Annotated in this window: 15 protein-coding genes; 6 read left to right on the top strand and 9 right to left on the bottom strand. The window is 68.3% G+C overall.

The features are described from left to right. Window positions 1-104 precede the first annotated feature (104 nt). The 7 genes from ATO3_RS06870 to ATO3_RS06840 form a co-directional block, all read right to left on the bottom strand. Entirely contained in the window at window positions 105-1,151 is a 1,047-nt protein-coding gene (locus tag ATO3_RS06870) for a response regulator (RefSeq protein ID WP_088649080.1), read from the bottom strand. Continuing rightward, window positions 1,144-1,587, bottom strand: coding sequence for a response regulator (locus ATO3_RS06865; RefSeq protein ID WP_088649079.1), 444 nt, complete (start codon window positions 1,585-1,587; stop codon window positions 1,144-1,146). Before ATO3_RS06865 ends, ATO3_RS06870 begins: the two co-directional genes overlap by 8 nt. Next, window positions 1,584-4,484 (bottom strand): ATP-binding protein, encoded by a 2,901-nt coding sequence (locus ATO3_RS06860; RefSeq protein ID WP_143747240.1) that lies wholly within the window; start codon window positions 4,482-4,484, stop codon window positions 1,584-1,586. The genes ATO3_RS06865 and ATO3_RS06860 overlap by 4 nt, the downstream gene beginning before the upstream one ends. A gap of 4 nt (window positions 4,485-4,488) precedes the next feature. Beyond that, window positions 4,489-5,466 (bottom strand): ABC transporter substrate-binding protein, encoded by a 978-nt coding sequence (locus tag ATO3_RS28440; protein WP_143747239.1) that lies wholly within the window; start codon window positions 5,464-5,466, stop codon window positions 4,489-4,491. Window positions 5,467-5,857: 391 nt separating this feature from the next. Further along, complete coding sequence (locus ATO3_RS29450) at window positions 5,858-7,183, bottom strand: calcium-binding protein (protein ID WP_088649076.1); 1,326 nt, start codon at window positions 7,181-7,183, stop codon at window positions 5,858-5,860. Window positions 7,184-7,533: 350 nt separating this feature from the next. Then, window positions 7,534-8,685: an acetoin utilization protein AcuC gene (locus ATO3_RS06845; RefSeq protein ID WP_233152053.1), complete on the bottom strand. Its 1,152-nt coding sequence runs from the start codon at window positions 8,683-8,685 to the stop codon at window positions 7,534-7,536. 5 nt (window positions 8,686-8,690) lie between these two features. Beyond that, the gene (locus ATO3_RS06840; RefSeq protein WP_088649075.1) at window positions 8,691-9,812 is read right to left on the bottom strand and encodes a DUF3095 domain-containing protein; all 1,122 of its coding nucleotides are present in this window, start codon (window positions 9,810-9,812) and stop codon (window positions 8,691-8,693) included. Between the two features lie 121 nt (window positions 9,813-9,933). On the opposite strand from ATO3_RS06840, the gene ATO3_RS06835 reads away from it, so the two are divergent. From ATO3_RS06835 to ATO3_RS06820, 4 genes are read left to right on the top strand one after another with little or no spacing between them, the layout of a single operon-like run. Beyond that, window positions 9,934-10,881 carry an ABC transporter permease gene (locus ATO3_RS06835; protein WP_088649074.1) on the top strand — a complete coding sequence of 316 codons (948 nt, stop codon included), beginning with the start codon at window positions 9,934-9,936 and terminating at the stop codon, window positions 10,879-10,881. Beyond that, window positions 10,878-11,693 carry an ABC transporter permease gene (locus tag ATO3_RS06830; protein ID WP_088649073.1) on the top strand — a complete coding sequence of 272 codons (816 nt, stop codon included), beginning with the start codon at window positions 10,878-10,880 and terminating at the stop codon, window positions 11,691-11,693. Before ATO3_RS06835 ends, ATO3_RS06830 begins: the two co-directional genes overlap by 4 nt. After that, window positions 11,690-13,276 carry an ABC transporter ATP-binding protein gene (locus ATO3_RS06825; RefSeq protein ID WP_088649072.1) on the top strand — a complete coding sequence of 529 codons (1,587 nt, stop codon included), beginning with the start codon at window positions 11,690-11,692 and terminating at the stop codon, window positions 13,274-13,276. Before ATO3_RS06830 ends, ATO3_RS06825 begins: the two co-directional genes overlap by 4 nt. 55 nt (window positions 13,277-13,331) lie before the next feature. Further along, the gene (locus ATO3_RS06820) at window positions 13,332-14,237 is read left to right on the top strand and encodes a DMT family transporter (RefSeq protein ID WP_088649071.1); all 906 of its coding nucleotides are present in this window, start codon (window positions 13,332-13,334) and stop codon (window positions 14,235-14,237) included. Window positions 14,238-14,342: 105 nt separating this feature from the next. On the opposite strand, the gene pncB is transcribed toward ATO3_RS06820, so the two are convergent. Continuing rightward, window positions 14,343-15,632: a nicotinate phosphoribosyltransferase gene (gene pncB / locus ATO3_RS06815; protein ID WP_088649070.1), complete on the bottom strand. Its 1,290-nt coding sequence runs from the start codon at window positions 15,630-15,632 to the stop codon at window positions 14,343-14,345. 235 nt (window positions 15,633-15,867) lie between these two features. Continuing rightward, window positions 15,868-16,458: a bifunctional nicotinamidase/pyrazinamidase gene (gene pncA, locus ATO3_RS06810; protein ID WP_088649359.1), complete on the bottom strand. Its 591-nt coding sequence runs from the start codon at window positions 16,456-16,458 to the stop codon at window positions 15,868-15,870. A 124-nt stretch (window positions 16,459-16,582) separates the two neighbouring features. On the opposite strand from pncA, the gene ATO3_RS06805 reads away from it, so the two are divergent. Then, entirely contained in the window at window positions 16,583-17,467 is an 885-nt protein-coding gene (locus ATO3_RS06805) for an aminoglycoside phosphotransferase family protein (protein WP_158217916.1), read from the top strand. A gap of 43 nt (window positions 17,468-17,510) precedes the next feature. Beyond that, window positions 17,511-18,410: an oxygen-dependent tRNA uridine(34) hydroxylase TrhO gene (trhO, locus tag ATO3_RS06800; RefSeq protein WP_088649068.1), complete on the top strand. Its 900-nt coding sequence runs from the start codon at window positions 17,511-17,513 to the stop codon at window positions 18,408-18,410. Window positions 18,411-18,441: the final 31 nt, after the last annotated feature.

Below are 18,441 nucleotides of genomic sequence, written 5' to 3'. Positions count from 1 at the left end.
GCGCGGCGGGCCCCTCGGGACACATTCCGCCGCAGGTGCCAAAACGGCACGCCGGACACCGGAACGGCCGCGCCCCCACGCGGCCGTTCCCTTGTTCCGTGCGCTCAGGTGCCGCGCAGGTCCAGCCGCCGCACCTCGACCTCGCCCAGCCCCTTCAGGGGTCGCGTGCCGATGCTGACCGCCTCGCGCCCCAGGTGCGGATAGGCCGCCGCATCCACGTACAGCCGGTCCGTCCCGGGCAGCGCCGCCAGCCGCGCGGCGGCATTCACCGTCTGGCCCCAGACGTCAAAGCCGAACCGCCGCCGCCCGATCACACCCGACACCACCGGCCCGTAGGACACCCCTCCCCGCAGCCGCCAGCCCGGCTGGATCCTGGCCATGCCGGCGACCAGCGCCTCGGCGCAGGCGGCACAGGCGGCCACCGGATCGGGATGCGGACGCAGCAGGTCGCCGGTGACGATCACCGCGTCGCCCACCGTCTTGATCTTCTCCAGCCCCTGATCCTCGACGACGCGCTCGGCGAGGTCCACGAAGCGGGTCAGCCCGGCCATCACCTCGGGCAGGGGCGTGGCCAGCGTCAGCGGCGTGAACCCGGCGATATCCAGGAACATCACCGCCACCTGCGCATGGAACCGCGGCTGCACGGTGCCGGTCGCGGTCAGCTCGGCCACCGCCTCCTGCGGCAGCAGCGCCGACAGCAGTTCGTCCGCCCGCTGCCTCTGGCGCTCGATCTCTGCAAGGTACCGCCGTTCCTGCGATTTCCACCGCCCGCGCTCCAGCGCCGCCTCGATCCGCGCCTCGAGGATCATCGGCTCGAAGGGCTTCGGCAGGTAATCCAGCGCGCCCAGCTCTATGCCCTTGGCCACCGCCTCGATGTCATGCAGGGCCGAGATCACGATCACTGGGATCTCGCGCCGCGCCTCGTCGGCGGCAAGCCGGCGCAGCACCTCGTAGCCGCTGAGCCCCGGCATCATGATGTCCAGCAGAACAAGATCCACGCTGTCCCGCGCAAGGACCTCCAGCGCCTCGACGCCATCGACGGCCGTGATCACGTCATGGCCCAGGTCCTCGATCTCCTGCACCAGCACATCGCGGTTGAAGGCCTCGTCATCGACGACAAGGATCCGTGCCCTGTCCGCCGCCTCAGGCATCGGCCGTGCCGTCGTCGCGCGCCTTGCGCTGCATCGCCACCCCGGCCAGCAGCCGCAGCAGCGCGATGTCGTCCACCGGTTTCATCATGTAATCGTCGCAGCCCGCCTGCAGCGCCTTTTCCTTGTCGCCCGACATGGCATGGGCGGTCAGCGCCACGACCCAGACATCGCCGCGCCAGGGCTCCGGCGCGATCCGCCGCGCGATCTCCCAGCCGTCGATCACCGGCAGCGACAGGTCCAGCAGGATCACGTCCGGCGGCCGGTGGTCGATCGCGGCCATCGCCTGGCCGCCATCCACGGCCACACGCAGGTGGCACAGCCCCTCGAGGATCTGCACCATCAGGTCGCGGTTGATCTCGATATCCTCGACCAGCAGCACGTCCAGCTTGGGCAGGTTGCGCAGCGCCGAGGCGCCGTTCTGATCCGGAAATGTCATCCCGACGCCTCCCGCCGTTCCTCGGACCCCGCGCCGCCCGTTCCCAGCGTGCGCGGCAGCCGCAGGATAAAGACCGACCCCTTGCCTACCTCGCTGCGCAGGCTCACCTCGCCGCCCATCAGACGCGCCAGCCGCTGGCTGATCGTCAGCCCCAGCCCGGCGCCGCCGCGCTTGCCGGGCGGCACGTTGTCGACCTGGCCGAATTCCTCGAAGACACGGTCCTGCATCTCGGGCGCAATGCCCGGGCCGGTATCCGCGACCTCGATCACCAGCGTCCGGGCATCGCCGCCGACCCGCGCGATGATCGCGCCGGTTTCGGTGTGCCGCGCCGCATTGCCCAGCAGGTTGGTCACGATCTGGCGCACCTTGGCGGCATCGCCCACCGCGTCGCTCCCCAGATCGCCCGACCCGTCGTCCTGCGGATCCCCGGCCCATACCTCCAGCCGCACACCCGGGGTCACGATCGGCTCGATCGTGCGCATGCATTCCTTCACCAGCCCCTGCGGCGAATAGCGCGCCACCGCCACGTCCGTGTGCCCCGCCTCGATGCGCGAGATATCCAGCACCTCGTTGATCAGCTTCAGCAGGTGTTCACCGCTGATCTGGATCTTCTCGATATTCTCGCGCTGCCGGTCGGGGATCTGCCCCTTGGTGTGCCGCGCCACCAGCCGGCTGAAGCCGATGATCGCGTTCAGCGGCGTGCGCAGCTCGTGGCTCATGCTGGCCAGGAAGCGCGACTTCGCGGTGTTCGACCGCTCCGCCTCTTGCAGCGCAGCATCCAGCGCCATTTCCCGCTGCCGCCGCTCGGTGATGTCGCGCACCACGCAGACGATGCCGCCGTCGGTGGTCATGCCCAGCGACAGTTCCTGCGGAAAGCTCTTTCCGTTGCGCCGCAGGCCCCAGGCCTCGCCCCGCCAGCGGCCCACGCTGCCCAGGATCGGAAAGATATCCTCCTCGAACCGCCCCAGCTCGTCGGCGTCATACAGATCGCGCCAGCTGTGGCCCATCATCTCTTCGCGCGGGTAGCCGTAGATATCGGCATGCGCCTGGTTCACGTAGATATACCGCCCCTGCGGATCCAGCAGCGCCATCCCGTCCAGCGAGGCCTCCATCCCGTCCAGGTGATGCTGCAGCCGCGCGGCCGCCTGTTTCAGCTCGGTCACGTCGTAATAGGTCAGCATGTGGCCGCCATCGGGCAGGGCCACGCAATCGTGGCGCAGGATCTCGCCGGTGTTCAGCTTCAGCTCGCCGGGCCGGGTGCTGTTGGTGCGGATGTCCTCCAGCCGCTGGTCGATCCAGGCCGCCATGTCATCGCCCGGCACGCTCCACAGCCCCTTGCCCAGGGTGTGTTCGATATCCTCGCGCAGGGTCCGCGGCCGGTCAAAGAAATCCTCCGGCATGCGCCAGATCCGCTTGTAGGCATGGTTGGCCAGGCGGATGTTCAGATCGCCGTCCAGGAACAGGACCCCGTACTGGATATTGTCCAGCAGCACGTTCAGCTCGCGGTTCCGCTCCAGCTCGCGCTCGGCCCGTTCGCGTTCCACCAGCTCCTGCGACAGCTGCGCGTTCAGCTGGCTCAGCTGCGCGTTGCTGTCCTTCAGCGAGGTTTCCCGCCGCTGCAATTCATGGATCAGCTCGCGAAAGACCCGGCCCAGCGCGCCGAACTCGTCGTCGCGGTCCACGATCCGGCCCAGCGCCGCGTCGCTTTCGGCCGGGGCATCGCGCCGCGCCATTTCGGCCGCCAGCGTCAGGTCGCCCAGCGGCTGGCCCACGTCGCGGCGGAACACCACGGCCAGGATCGACAGCTCCAGCAGCAGCGCCAGCAGGCCGAAGCCAAGGATCAACATCGCCACCTCGCTGGCCTGCGTCGCGATGCTGCCTTTGGGGAACAGCGTCAGCAGGTACCAGCCCGGGCCGTCGATCCGGGTCACCGCCAGGACCTCGCGGTGACGGTCCAGCTCGGCAATGCCGCCCGGCTCGGTCTCCTGCGCGGCCCGAAGGATCGCGGCCAGGTGCGGCTCTCCGGTCTCGTCCACCGGCAGCGCACCGCCGCGCGCCTGGATCGCTTCCATGTAGCGCGGATGCGCCACCAGCCCGCCCTCGGCATCGATGATCAGCGTCGTCGCGCCCTCGAAATCCGTGTCCAGCACCCGGTCGAACAGATCCCTGAGCAGCAGGTCATGGCCGACCCAGGCCACGGTCTCGCCCGCCACCTTCACCGGTTGCGCGGCCGAGATCAGCCAGTCGTTCGCCCCGTAATCGAAGTAAAGCCCCGACCACCGCGTCGCTGACCCGTCGCCCTGCGCCCCGCCCACGGCGCGCGCGGCCTTGCCAAGGATCTCCCAGTCCGCGTTCCCGGTGGCCCAGGGCCTGTCGGGCCAGTACATGACCACGGCACTGCCGGGCAGGATCACGTAGGCATTGGGAAACCGGTCGACCAGCGCCGGGCCGAACCGCTCCAGCACCTCGGCCCCGGCCAGCAGCACCGCGCGCCTCTGCGCATCCATCCGCGCCGTCTTGGCCACGAAGCCGGTGATCGCGCCGTCGCTGGCCCTCAGGGTCCCGTCCGGAGCCGCACCGAACAGCGCACCGAACCCGGCCCCGGCCCCCTCGGCCCCGATCCCGGCGATCCGCTGCTCCATCTGGGCGCTCAGGATCGCAAGGCTGTCGGCCGCCTCGGCAAAGGGCACGGTCTCGCGCACGCGCCGCGCCTCGACATAGCGTTTCAGCCCCTCGATCGCCTGGCTTTCCAGACCGGAATGCACGCTGCCGTAGCTGATCGCCGTCGCCGCCAGCACCACAAGCGCGATCCGCAGGCCGATCCGCGTGATCGACCGCCGCGCCAGCGTGCCTTCGTAGGGCGGCCGCCCCCTGCGTTGCGTGAGATCCGCCGGCATCGCCCTACTCGACCATCCGTGCCAGCGCCGGGGCTTCCTCGATCCCCAGCCGCCGGGCGATCCGCGGATTGAACAGCAGCTGGCCCTTCGTGTTATGCGCCAGCGGGATCTCGGACGGCGACACGCCATCCAGGATCCGCAGCGCCGCCTGCGCGGCCCACTCGCCCTGTTCCTCGGGCAGCTTGCCGACCCCCAGCAGCGCATAGGGCATCAGCCATTCGAAATCGGTCCCCGTGGGGATCCGCGTCCGCGTCTCCGCCAGCTGCCTCGCCGCCGGCGCGTCCCAGTCGGTCAGCGCGCCGACCCCCAGCAGCATCAGCATGTCCACCTCGCCCTGCGCCGCCTCGAACGCCTCGGCCCAGCCGGCATAGGAGCTCACCAGCCAGGTCCGCGCATAGTCGACGCCGAAGAGCTTCTCGTGAAACGCCTGCTCCTTGCGCTTGGTCGGCGTGTCCTCGGCCAGATAGCCGATCCGGTCGCCCTTCGCATGGGCGCGCAGCAGCCGCAGGATCTGCGGAATGGGCGATACCTCGACCATGCCGGTCGCATTGGCATAGGGCAGCCCGTAGATCCCGGCATCCCAGTTCAGCCCGCAGAAGACGAACGGAACATCCGCATCGCGGAAATGCGGCATCAGCAGGTATTTCACCGCGTTGTCGTCGCTCACCGTCACGACATCGGGCTGCCAGTCGGCGATCACCCGCGCGGCCTCGGCCGCGGCCCCGGTCATCTCGGCCTCGGAACTGCGCCGCTTGGTGTCCATGTGCAGCACGCGCACCTCGACCCCCTCCGCCTCCAGCGCCGAAACGAAAGCGGCGGCGATCCGGTCGTTCCATTCGTTGCCCCGGTGATAGCTGTCCACATGCAGGACACGGCGGGTGCCGGTCTGCGCGATCAGAGGAGAAGACAGGACGGGCAGGGCCATCGCACCGCCAAGAACGGCACGGCGCGACAGAACCTGTTTCGGAGCGGGCCGATACATGGCGAAATTCCGTGAAAAAATAATTTGGGTATTCTGAAAGTCGGAGCACTCTACACGAATTCGCGAGGCTCCGCATCGTCATGAAAACCTGACCTTTGCAGGGCGGCGGAAAATCTTCGTCCAGAGGATCAATTTGTCTGTTTCGAACAACCGAAAGGCCGAAGAATTTGGCCTATCACAACCCTGAGGGGTCCATCCACGCCTCCGGCCCCTGCGCCACACCTGACGCGCGACTCACCCGGATTTCTGCAAAATGGGACATTGTCTCACTTGCTGGACAAGAGACTTACCCGGATCCGGTCTGTTGTCCCATATCCGAAAATGCAAAGGGCCGGACCACTCCCGGCCCGGCCCCTGCGTTCCACACGTCCGGCGGGACGCCCGCCCGGGGTCAGCCGAAGCTGATGTCGATGGACGGCACGAAATCGTCGGCCACGTCGCGCACCAGGACGGTCTGATCGCCCGCGTCGCCCAGATCGACGGTAATCAGCACGTCGTCGCCCTGAACGCTGGTGGACACGTCGTCCTTCGTGATGCCCAGCGCAAAGACGATCCCGTCAAAGCCCACTTCGAAATCGGTGATGATGTCCTGGCCGAACTCGGCTTCGAAGATGAAGGTGTCGGTGGTGTTATCCCCGCCCGGGCTGCCGTTGTTGCCCGACAGGATGTCGTTGCCCCGGCCGCCGTTCAGCACGTCGGGGCTGGCGCCCGACCTCAGCCGGTCATGGCCCGCGCCGCCGAACAGCTCGTCGCTGCCGTCGTCGCCCATGATCGTGTCGTTGCCGCCGCCGCCATACATGATGTTGGTGCCGGCGCCGCCGCGGATCATGTCGTCGCCGCCGCCGCCGTAGATCAGGTCCGACCCGTTGCCGCCGTTCAGCTCGTCGTCGCCGGCGTTGCCCACGATCCGGTCGTCGCCCGCGCCGCCGCGGATCACGTCGTTGCCGTCGCCGCCGCGCAGGTCGTCCGACCCGGAGCCGCCGATGATCAGGTCATCGCCATTCTCGCCCAGGATCGTGTCGTCGCCCGCGCCGCCGTCCAGCTCGTCATTGCCGTTGCCGCCAAAGATGCGGTCCGACCCGCCCCCGCCCGAGATCGTGTCGTCTCCGCCGTCGCCCCAAAGCTTGTCCCTGGCGGTGCCGCCGTCGATCTTGTCGTCGCCCGACCCACCGTGGATCTCGTCGCGGCCCTCGTCGCCGCGCAGCGTGTCGTTGCCCGATCCGCCGTAAAGCGTGTCGTCGCCCGTCAGCCCCTCGAGGATGTCATCGCCGCCGTTGCCATAGGCGATGTCGTCGAAAGAGCCGAGGATATAGACATCCGTCAGGTCGCCGCCCACGTATTTGTACTGCAGCGGAATGACGAGAAGATCGTCGAAATCGACATTCGGGTTGGATGCGTTGCTGTTGAGCGTGTCCAGCGCCACGTCGAGCTGACCGAAGGTCCAGTTGTTCTCGGGCTTGCTCTCTTCATAGCCGACGAACTTCTTGACCCGCCCGGTATAGCGCCCGGTCTCCTCGTCTATGCCGAAGCCGGTGCCGTGCAGCGTCTGGACATAGGTGGTGCTGTTGACGAAGCCGCCGGGAAAGACCAGCCGCGCCTCGTTCTTGGAAATGATCTCGTAAGTGCCGCTCTGCTTCGACAGCCCGTTCACGAAATTCGGACCGAAAAATTCACCTTCGATGGTGACGTTCGTCGTTGTGAAATTTACTCCAGCCATGGTCTGGTCACTCCCCGTACATTGGTACTGCGCGAACTCGTCCGCCGCGTGAGCGGACTATCGGGCGGAGCGAACCCCACGTAAAGCGTTCTAAAGCGCGCCGGAGAGGCATCGGAAGATTGTAATCGAAGAGACTGTCATCCGCAGGCCTATTGCCCCGGAATAAAGGCGATCAGGTGGCGCTTGGAACAACCTTGGGATGCATCCACCTTCGGGCGCGCCCACGGCCCGGACACCGGCGCGGCCCGCCCCCGGCGCCCTCTGGGCCATTTATGAACGACCGGTAAATCCGCCGCTGCAACGCCTTGATTTCTTTAGACCGGGCACATGTCCCACGCGTGGGACATGTCTCAGACCGCGGCCCGCAGCCGGCCCCGCAGCACCCCGATCCGGTGCCGGATCTCGGGCCGCACGGGGCCGCCTCTGGGCCGGTCGCGCAGGGTGGTGAACCAGTGATCCGGCGGATTGCGGCCCCGCCTGTTGCCCGGAAAGCTCAGCGCGCGCTGAATTGCCTCCGCCCCCGGGGTCAGCCGGTCCGGCACCTCGATCCCGTTCAGCGTGGCCCAGACCCCGGTCCACAGCCGCCCGACGGACCACGGGTTGTACCCGCCCCCGCCCAGCACCAGCAGACGCGGCGCCATCCCCATCAGGGCGGCGACGATCTCCCAATGGGCATTGTTCGACAGGCCCAGATGCGACAGCGGATCCTCCTCCACCGCGTCCGAGCCGCATTGCAGGACCACCGCCTGCGGCCGAAACGCCGCCACCGCCGGCTGGATCAGCCCCTCGCGGATCGCGTCCATCTCGTCATCATTCAGCCCGCGCGGCACCGGCAGGTTCAGCGCCGAGCCGCCCGCATCATCCTCCAGCCTGCCGGTGCGGGGCCAGAGCCCCTCCTCGTGGACAGAGATCATCAGGCAATCGGGATCGCCGGAAAACCCGACCTCGACCCCGTCGCAATGATGCGCGTCGATATCCACGTAGGCGATGCGCCGGACCCCGTGATGGCGCAGCGACAGCATCGCCAGCACCGGATCGTTGAGAAAGCAGAACCCGTTGGCCCGCCCCGGCATGCCGTGATGCGTGCCCCCGGCCGGATGATAGACGACGCCCCCATCCTTCAGCAGCTCGCCCGACAGGATCGAGCCCCCCGCCGCCGTCGCGGGCCGGCGGTAGATCTCGGGATAGACCGGGTTCGACACGGTGCCGATACCGAACCGCGCCCGCTCCTCGGGCGTGACCGCCTGCGTCGCCTCGGCCCGCAGCAGCGCCGCGACATAGTTGGGCCGGTGCCAGCGTTCCAGCAGGTGCGGCTTCGCCCGGGGCGAGGTCAGATAGACATCCCCCGGCAGCCAGCCCATCGCCCGGCTCAGATCCATCACCGTGGAAACACGCGGCACCCGCAGCGGATGCCAGCCGGCATATTTCGACCGGCGATAGATCTCCGACCCGATGAACAGCGGCCGCTCTCGCGCCACGCCCCTGGCTTCATCTTTGCCCAAATACCTCAATCCCGCCCTTTCAGCCGCGCCGCCGCCCTTGTATAGCCGCCGGCCGCGCCATCCACGAAATGCAGGTGATCGGATTGCATGACCGAGGGCACGATGCAGGTCATCATCGCCTCCTCCTGCTCCTGCACGCCATAGCGCGCCACCCCGTCCGCCACGGCCCGGTCCAGCCGCCCGGTCAGCCGCGCCAGCGTGGCCGCGTCGCAATCCAGCGTCATCTTCAGCCCGTCGTCGAACTTGCGGAAATCGGCGTTCAGGGCGGTGTCCCTCTTGTAACCCACCGGATCGAACCCGCCCGGCCGCCAGCCCCGGGTCAGCACCAGCCAGGCGAACAACGTCTCGGCCATCAGCGCCAGCTTGCCCTTGCCCGTGGCCTTCGCCTCCAGCTCCACCCCCGGCGAGGGCCAGGAGACATCGGGCCCCTCTTCCGGCATCGGGTGGCCGCCGCGCTCCAGCGTGCCGGTCAGGGTCAGCACCTCGCCGCAAAGTGCCTCGAAATCCGCCGGATCGGCGGCGGGCGCGGGCAGCACCAGCAGGGACACGATCTTCCCGTGGCGCGCCCGGATATGCGACCAGCGGCACGAAAGCCCCGTCAGGTCCGGCATCGCCCCGGGCGCCGCCGGCTCCATGCCGATGCGGCCGGCCTTCAGCTCTGCCTCGGCCCAGCTGAGCCCGCCGCCCGAGAACATGGCGTAATCCACCCCGTCGCTGACCGCGTGGCGCGCGACCCGCAGGTCATGGCCCGCCGCGCGGATCTCGGACACCGGGATCATCGCCGCCCGCAGATCCAGGCCAAAGGCATCCCGCGCCCAGGCCTGCACCGCCCGCAGCGCGCCGCGCGCCGTCTGCTCCGCCTCTGCCGGCACCGCGAAAGAGGCGCCGTCACCGCCGAAGACCGCCGGAAAGGCCTTGCCCTCAAGCGCGTTGCGCGTGGCCGAAATCACCGCCGCGCCGACCATGTTCACCGTCTTGTAGGCGCCGCGCTCGATCGCTTGGGTCGAATTGGCGATGTCGGCCACGCCGACACACCAGTCCCCGGGCACCGGCACGTAGACCCCGGCCCGGCAAAAGGCCTCGAAGGCCGGCACCGGCCGCAGGTCATCGTAGAAAGGGTCGGACATCGGCTGCCTCCGGCGGGTCGCCCCTTCTTCCTGCCTCTTGCGGGGCAATGCGCGCAAGTCACGTTTGCGGGCGATCGTTTGCCTCTGGACCGCCCCTTGGCCCGGTCCTAACGTGCCGCCAATGCTGCGCTACACGCTCAACCGCCTGGCTTCGCTGGTTCTCAGCCTCGCCCTCGCCTCGGTCGCGATCTTTTTCGTGATCGAGGTCGTGCCCGGCGATCCGGCCAGCTACATGCTGGGGATCAACGCCCAGCCCGACACCGTCGCCGCGCTGAGCGCCGAGCTGGGGCTCGATCAGCCCCGGTTGGAGAGGTACTTCAGCTGGATCAGCGGCATGCTGACCGGGGATTTCGGCACCTCCTACACCTATCGGACGCCGGTGGCGCAGATGGTGGCCGACCGGCTGTGGATCACCGTGCCGCTGGCGCTTTATGCGCTGGTGCTGTCGCTGCTGGTGGCCTTTCCCGCCGGGATCTACGCCGCCGCGCGGCGGGGCAAGCCCGGCGACACGGTGGTGATGGGGGCGACCCAGCTGGGCGTGGCGGTGCCGAATTTCTGGTTCGCCATGTTCCTCGTGCTGATCTTCGCGATCCGCTTCCGCTGGTTCAACGCCGGCGGCTTCCCCGGCTGGGACGACGGCATCGGCGCCGGGCTCTGGGCGCTGACCCTGCCGGCCATCGCGCTGGCCCTGCCGCAGGGCGCGATCCTCGCCCGCGTAATGCGCTCGGCCCTGATCGACGTGCTGGGCCAGGATTTCATGCGCACCGCCCGGGCCAAGGGGCTGACCCGTCGGCAGGCCCTGTGGCGCCATGCCCTGCGCAACGCGATGATCCCGGTGCTGACCATCATCGGCATGCAGTTTTCCTTCCTCGTGGCCGGCACGATCATCATCGAACAGGTCTTCTACCTCCCCGGCCTCGGGCGGCTGATCTTCCAGTCGATCTCGGCCCGGGACCTGATCGTGGTGGAATCGGTCATCATGCTGATCGTCTTCGCGGTGATCGCCATCAATTTCCTCGTCGACCTCGCCTATGCCTGGGTCGACCCCCGGCTGAGGTCCCGGACATGAGCCGCAATTTCCTGATCGGTGCAATCCTCGCCGGGGCGATGGCGTCGCTGGCGCTGGTGTCGCTGGTCTGGACGCCCTACGACGTCACGCTGCTGGACATCCCGAACAAGCTGCAGGGCCCCTCGGCCGCCCATTGGCTGGGCACCGATCACCTGGGCCGCGACATGCTGTCGATGACGATGGTGGGGCTGCGCACCTCGATCGCCATCGCCGCCATGGCGATCACCGTGGGGTTGATCTTCGGCATTCCGCTGGGGCTCGCGGCGGCGGCCAACCGGGGCCGCTGGCTGGACGAGGTCATCATGCGGGGCAACGACATCGTCTTCGCCTTCCCCTTCCTCGTCATGGCGATCCTGATCACCGCCGTCTTCGGCCCCTCGGCCGTCAACGCGGTGCTGGCCTTCGGCATCTTCAACATCCCCGTCTGCGCCCGTGTCACCCGTGGCGCGGCCCTGTCGCTGTGGCAGCGCGAATTCATCATGGCCGCCCGGGTGTCGGGCAAGTCGACGACGCGGATTTCGGTCGAACATATCCTGCCCAACGTGACCGACCTGCTGATCGTGCAGGGCACGATCCAGTTCGCGCTTGGCATCCAGGTCGAGGCCGCTTTGTCCTTCGTGGGCCTCGGCGTGCAACCGCCCACGCCCTCGCTCGGCCGGATGCTGGCCGATGCCCAGACGCTGGTCACCATCGCGCCGCTGATGGCGCTGGTGCCGGGGCTGGCCGTGGTGCTGACGGTGCTGGGGCTGAACCTGCTGGGCGACGGTCTGCGCGACATGCTGGACCCAAGGCTGAGGCTGCGCCGGACATGAGCCTGCTCGACATCCGCTCCCTCTCGCTGACGATCCGCGATTACCCGATCCTGCGGAACGTGTCCTTGTCGGTCGCGCCCGGCGAAATCGTGGCCGTGACCGGCGAAAGCGGGTCGGGCAAATCCATGACCGCGCTGGCGGTGATGCAGCTCTTGCCCGAGGGCACGGCGACCTCCGGCGCGCTGCTGCTGGACGGCACCGACCTGCTGCAAAGCTCCGAAGCTGCGATGTGCGCCATTCGCGGCCGGTCGGTCGGCATGATCTTCCAGGAGCCGATGACCGCCCTGAACCCGGTGAAGACCATCGGCGACCAGGTGGTCGAAACCATCCTCGTGCACCGCGCCATGAGCCCCGAGGCGGCCCGGCAAAGGGCCGAAGAGGTGCTCACCCGCGTCGGCCTGCCCAAGGACCGCTTCCCGCTCTCCCGCTTCCCGCACGAACTCTCCGGAGGCCAGCGCCAGCGCGTGGTCATCGCCATGGCCATCGCGCTCAAACCCCGGCTGCTGATCGCCGACGAGCCCACGACCGCGCTCGATGTCACGACGCAGGCGCAGATCCTCGACCTGCTCAAGCAGCTCGTCGCCGAGGACGGCATGGGCCTTCTGATGATCACCCATGACCTCGCCGTCGTTGCCGACATGGCCGATCGTATCGTCGTCATGCAGACCGGCGAAGTGGTCGAGGCCGCGCCGACGCAGGACCTGCTGCGCAACCCGACCCATCCCTACACGAAGATGCTCTTCGCCGCCTCCGCGCATCAGGTCGCCCTGCCGCCGCGCCCCGCGCCGGCGCCCCTGTTCGAGGTCCGCAACCTCGTGCGCAGCTACCGCACCGCGCGCCCGCATCCCTTCGCCCGCCCCGGCAGCTTCGAGGCGGTGAAGCGCGTCAGCTTCACGCTCGAGCGCGGCGAACGCCTGGGCCTCGTCGGCGAATCCGGCTGCGGCAAGTCCACCCTCACCCGCGCGCTTCTGGGGCTTGAGCCGGTCCAGGGCGGAGAGATCCTGCTCGACGGTCAGCCGCTCTGGGCCGACGGCCCGGCCAACCCGGCGGCGCGGCGGCGGATGCAGGTGGTGTTTCAGGACCCTTACGGGTCGTTCAACCCGCGCCACCGGGTCGACCGGCTGATCACCGAACCCTTTCACCTGCTGGACAATCCGCCCACCGGCGCCGCGCGGCAAACCGCCATCGGCGAGGCCCTGACCGCAGTGGGCCTCGGCCCCGGGGACGCGGGCAAGTACATCCACGAATTCTCCGGCGGCCAGCGCCAGCGCATCGCCATCGCCCGCGCGCTGATCGTGCGCCCCGACATCATCCTCTTCGACGAGGCGGTCTCGGCGCTCGACGTCTCGGTCCGGGCGCGGATCCTCGACCTGATCGCCGATCTTTGCGGCGCCTACGGGCTGACCTATCTCTTCATCAGCCACGATCTCTCGGTCGTCCGCTCGGTCACAGACCGGGTCATGGTCATGCAATCCGGCGAGATCGTCGAACAGGGCGCGACCGAAACGGTCTTCACGGCCCCGACCCACCCCTATACCCGCACCCTGATCGAGGCCGCCCCGGTGCTGCCCGAAACCGCATGAGCGCCGCCCCGCAGACCGGCAGGTCCGCCGCCCGCGTGGCCAGGGACCCCCGAAGATGACCAGCCGCTCAACCGACAATGTCCTGCTCGCGATCCTGCTGTCGCTTCTGGCGCTCACGCTGTTCCAGGCGATGGGTATGGTGGTCAAACATCTCTCGCCCCGGTTCTCCGCCGCCGAGCTTTCGGCCTGGCGCAATTTCTTCGGGCTCTTCCCCAGCTTCATGGCGCTGATGGCCTCGAAATCCTGGCACCGGGCCGGGCGGCCCCTGCGGATGCGGCAATGGAAACTGGCCTGCGGACGCGGGATCGCCGTGGCCGTCGCACAGCTTTCTTTCTACATCGCGCTCTCGCGCCTGCCCTATGCCACCGCGACGACGATCAGCTATTCCAACGCGCTCTTCATGATCGCCCTGGCGATCCCGCTGCTGGGCGAAAAGGTCGGGCCGGTGCGGCTTTTCGCGGTGCTCATGGGGTTCCTCGGCGTCGTTCTGGTGATGCGCCCGGGCTCCGGTACGTTCGAGCTCGCCTCGCTGGCGCCGGTGGCCGCAGCCTTTCTCTACGCGCTCTCGGGCATCACCTCGCGGCTGATGGATGACGACGTTCCCAGCCCGGTGATCAATCTCTATGCCATCGGCACCTCGCTGATCGCCTCCGTCGCGCTGACCTTCGCCACCGGCGGCTTCTCCCCGATCACCAGCTGGTCCGACGCGGGCTGGCTGCTGGCGATGGGCGGCTTCGGCGGCACGGCGGTGCTGCTGATCGTGATCTCCTTCCGGATGACCGAACAATCGAACCTGGCACCCTTCACCTATTTCGGGATCCCGGTGGCCTTCATCTTCGGCTGGATCTTCTTCGGGGAAACCCCGTTCCAGACGCTCTTCCCCGGGGGCCTGCTGATCATGGCCGGCGGGCTGATGGTGATCTGGCGCGAACGCCAGCTGAAGCGCCGCGCGCTGGCCTGAGCGCGGGATCGCGCCGCCTGTCCGGTGTGCACCGACTCCCCCTTTCGCGGGATCGCGGGGTCACCGGGGTGGGCGGGCGGGAGGTGGCCCCGCGATCCCGCCCTCTCAGACGATCACGTCCATCCGTTCCTGTTCGCCCACGTCGAAGACCCGCTTGTAGCGCGCGATCTCGTCTTCCGGCCCCATCGCCTTCTCGGGATTGTCCGACAGTTTCACCGTCGGCCGCCCGTTGGCCGACACCGCCTTGCACACCAGAGAGAACGGCGCCAGCCGGTCGCCCGGCACCAGCCCCCGGAAATCGTTGGTCAGCAGCGTGCCCCAGCCGAAACTCGCCCGCACCCGGCCCTGGAACTGGTGGTGCAGGTCGATGATCTTGTCCACGTCCAGCCCGTCCGAGAAGATCACCAGCTTCTGCGTCGGATCCTCGCCGCGCTCCTTCCACCAGCGGATCGCGGTTTCCGCCCCCGCCGCCGGATCGCCGCTGTCGATGCGGATCCCGGTCCAGCCGGCCAGCCAGTCCGGCGCGTGTTTCAGAAAGCCCTCGGTCCCGTAGGTGTCGGGCAGGATCATGCGCAGGTTGCCCTCGTGCTCCTCGTGCCAGTCCGACAGCACGTCGTAGGGGGCCCGCGCCAGCGCCGCGTCATCCTCGGCCAGCGCGGCATAGACCATGGGCAGCTCATGCGCGTTGGTGCCGATCGCCTCGACCTCGCGGCGCATGGCGATCAGGCAGTTGGAGGTGCCGATGAACTTGTCGCCCAGCCCCTCCATCATCGCCTGCACGCACCAGTCCTGCCAGAGGAAGGAATGCCGCCGCCGCGTGCCGAAATCGGCGATCTTCAGCGTCTCGACCTCGCGCAGCCGCTCGATCTTCTCCCAGACCCGCGTCATCGCCCGGGCATAAAGCACCTGCAGCTCGAACCGCCCCATGTCGTTCAGCACCGCCCGTCCGCGCAGCTCCATCAGCACGGCCAGCGCCGGGATCTCCCACAGCATGACCTCGGGCCAGGTGCCCTCGAAGGTCAGCTCGTACTGATCGCCGCGCCGCTCCAACTCGTAGGCGGGCAGGCGCAGGTTCTCGAACCACTCCATGAAGTCCGGACGGAACATCTGCCGCTTGCCGTAGAACGTGTTGCCGCGCAGCCAGGTGCTTTCGCCGCGCGACAGCGACAGCGATCGGATATGATCCAGCTGCTCGCGCAGCTCACCCTCGTCGATCAGCTTGGCCAGCGGCACCGAGGTGGTGCGGTTGATCAGCGAAAAGGTCACCCGCGTGTCGGGCCGGTTGCGAAAGACCGACTGGCACATCAAGAGCTTGTAGAAATCCGTGTCGATCAGCGAGCGGACGATCGGATCGATCTTCCATTTGTGATTGTAGACGCGCGTCGCGATGTCCAAGGCCCGGACCCTCCAGAGATGCGCGGGACCTCCGCCCGTGCCGGGGCGCACAAAATCAGGCTTCCGCACCGGCTGCAACCTGTGGCCGGGCCGCGCCGCCCCCACCCGAGGCCCCGCACGCTCAGGATCGGCCGCGCAGTTGCTACGATGCGCTGCTTCTCAGGCAGACCCGCGCGCCCGGTGCGATTGGCAAGATCCCGCCCGTTTGCCCCTTCGGGACAGTGGGGCGCTCCGGTCAGACCAGCTTCACGCCCGCCGCTTCCATCCCGGCCTTCGCCGCCGCCAGCGAGCCGTCCAGATCGATGGCCCGCGTCGCCGCAAGGTCCACGGTCACGTCGAACCCCAGCTTCGCGGCATCCACCGCCGAGAAGTTCACGCAGAAATCCAGCGCCAGCCCCACCAGGGTCAGCTTTTCGATCCCCCGCGTCCGCAGGTAGCCCTCAAGCCCCGTGGGCGTTTCGTGGTCGTTCTCGAAAAACGCCGAGTAGCTGTCGATCGCACGGCGGAAGCCCTTGCGAACAATCAGGTCTCCGCCGGTGCGCAGCTGCGGGTGAAACGCGGCGCCCGATGTCCCCTGCACGCAATGCACCGGCCACAGGACCTGCGGACCATAGGGCATGTCGATCATCTCGTAGGGCGATTTGCCCTCGTGCTGGGCCGCGAACGACGAATGATCCGCCGGGTGCCAGTCCTGCGTCAGCAGCACGGCGTCGAAATCGTCCATCATCTCGTTGATGCGGGGCACGATCGCGTCGCCATCCGCGACGGCCAAGGCGCCACCGGGGCAGAAATCGTTCTGGACGTCGATCACCAGAAGGGCATGCATGGTCTTTTCTCCTCGGACTGGGGCCGATTACCGGGGTAGGCGGCGGCCCGCCGCCGGTCAAGCGATGCTGCGGCTCTCGCCAAATCCGGCAAATCGCGGTAGCGGATCTGCCAAGGAGAGCGTCATGCACGGTGATGAGATCAGGGTGAGCACCGCGCTCGCCAAACAGCTGGTGGATCGCGAACTGCCCGAGTTCGCGGGGCAGCCCGTGCGGCCCCTGGCCGCGACCGGGACGGACAACTGGATGTTCCGCCTGGGCAGCGACAGGATCCTGCGCCTGCCGCGCCGGCCCTCGGCCGTGATGCTGCTGCGCCGCGAATGGGAGTGGCTGCCGCACCTGAAGGACCTGCCGCTGCGGGTGCCGAAGCCGCTGGCGCTGGCAGACCCCTCCGAGGACTATCCCTGCCCCTGGATGGTGCTCGACTGGCTGCCCGGCGATACCATGGCCGCGCGCCCTCCGGAGGATACCGAAACCGCGGCACTCGGCCTTGGCCGGTTCGTGCGCGCGCTGGCCGATCTGCCCGGCGGGACAGGCCCCATCGCCGGATCCGCCAATCACAACCGCGGCGTGCCGCTCGACGTGCTCGATGCCACCACGCGCCGCGCCATCGGCGATATCGCCCGCGATTACCCGGTGGCCGAGCTTTCCGCGATCTGGGACGACGCGCTGGCCGCCCCGCGCTGGACCGGCGCGCCGGGGTGGGTGCACGGGGATCTGTCGCCCAACAACCTTCTGGTGCAGGAGGGCCGCCTGTCCGGGGTGATCGATTTCGGCCTGATGGCGCGCGGCGACCCGGCCGTGGATCTTGGCCCGGCCTGGGCGCTTTTCGACGGCCCCGCCCGCGAAACCTTCCTCGATGTCGCCGGGCACGATCCCGACACGGCCCGGCGCGGCCGCGGCTGGGCGCTTTACGGTGCGGTGATCAACCTGTCCTACTACGGCGACAGCCACCCGACCCTGTCGCGCCAGGCCCGCGCGGTGGTCGAACGGCTTCTGGGCGCGGCTTAAGCGCCTCTTGAGCGATCCGGGCGCCGGGTTTATGCCCCGCGCCATGTACACGATCGCAGCCCTGTATCACTTCACCCGATTCGACGACCCCGCCGCGCTGAAACCGCCGCTTCTGGCGCTGTGCGAGGCGGAGAGCGTGAAGGGCACCCTGCTGCTTGCGCGCGAAGGGATCAACGGCACCATCGCCGGCCCCCGCGCTGGCATCGAAGCGGTGCTGGCCCATATCCGCGCCCTGCCCGGCTGCGACGGGCTGGAGTGGAAAGAGGCGCAGGCCGATCAACCGCCCTTCGGCCGCATGAAGGTGCGCCTGAAGAAAGAGATCGTGACCATGGGGCAACCGGATGTCGATCCGCTGGCGCGCACCGGGCATTACGTCGACCCCGCCGACTGGAACGCCCTGATCCGCGACCCCGACACCGTGGTGATCGACACCCGCAACGATTACGAGGTCGCCATCGGCACCTTCGAGGGCGCCATCGACCCGCAGACCCAATCCTTCGGTGATTTCCCCGCCTGGTGGCAGGCCCATCGCGAAGAGTTCAGGGGCAAGCGTGTCGCCATGTTCTGCACCGGCGGCATCCGCTGCGAGAAATCCACCAATTACCTGCTGAACGAGGGGCTGAACGAGGTCTATCACCTCAAGGGCGGCATCCTGAAATATCTCGAGGACATGCCCGAGGAGGACAGCACCTGGCAGGGCGAATGTTTCGTCTTCGACAACCGCGTCAGCGTCGGCCACGGGCTGAGGAAAGGCCCGCACGAGCTGTGCCACGGCTGCCGCCGCCCGATCCTGCCCGAGGACCGCGCGCGCCCCGAGTTCGAGGAGGGCGTGTCCTGCCACCTGTGCATCGCCGAGACGACGGAGGCCGACAAGACCCGCTTCCGCGAGCGCCAGAAGCAGATCCGCCTGGCTCGCGCGCGGGGCGAAGAGCACCTGAAATAGGTGCTTCCCCGGCCCTTCCGGGCCGGGTCAG

Origin of the sequence: Marinibacterium profundimaris (genome assembly GCF_002210095.1) — a bacterium.
GTDB lineage: Bacteria > Pseudomonadota > Alphaproteobacteria > Rhodobacterales > Rhodobacteraceae > Marinibacterium > Marinibacterium profundimaris.
The sequence above is the reverse complement of the archived record's forward strand: the minus strand, read 5'-3'. Positions and strand labels throughout refer to the sequence as shown.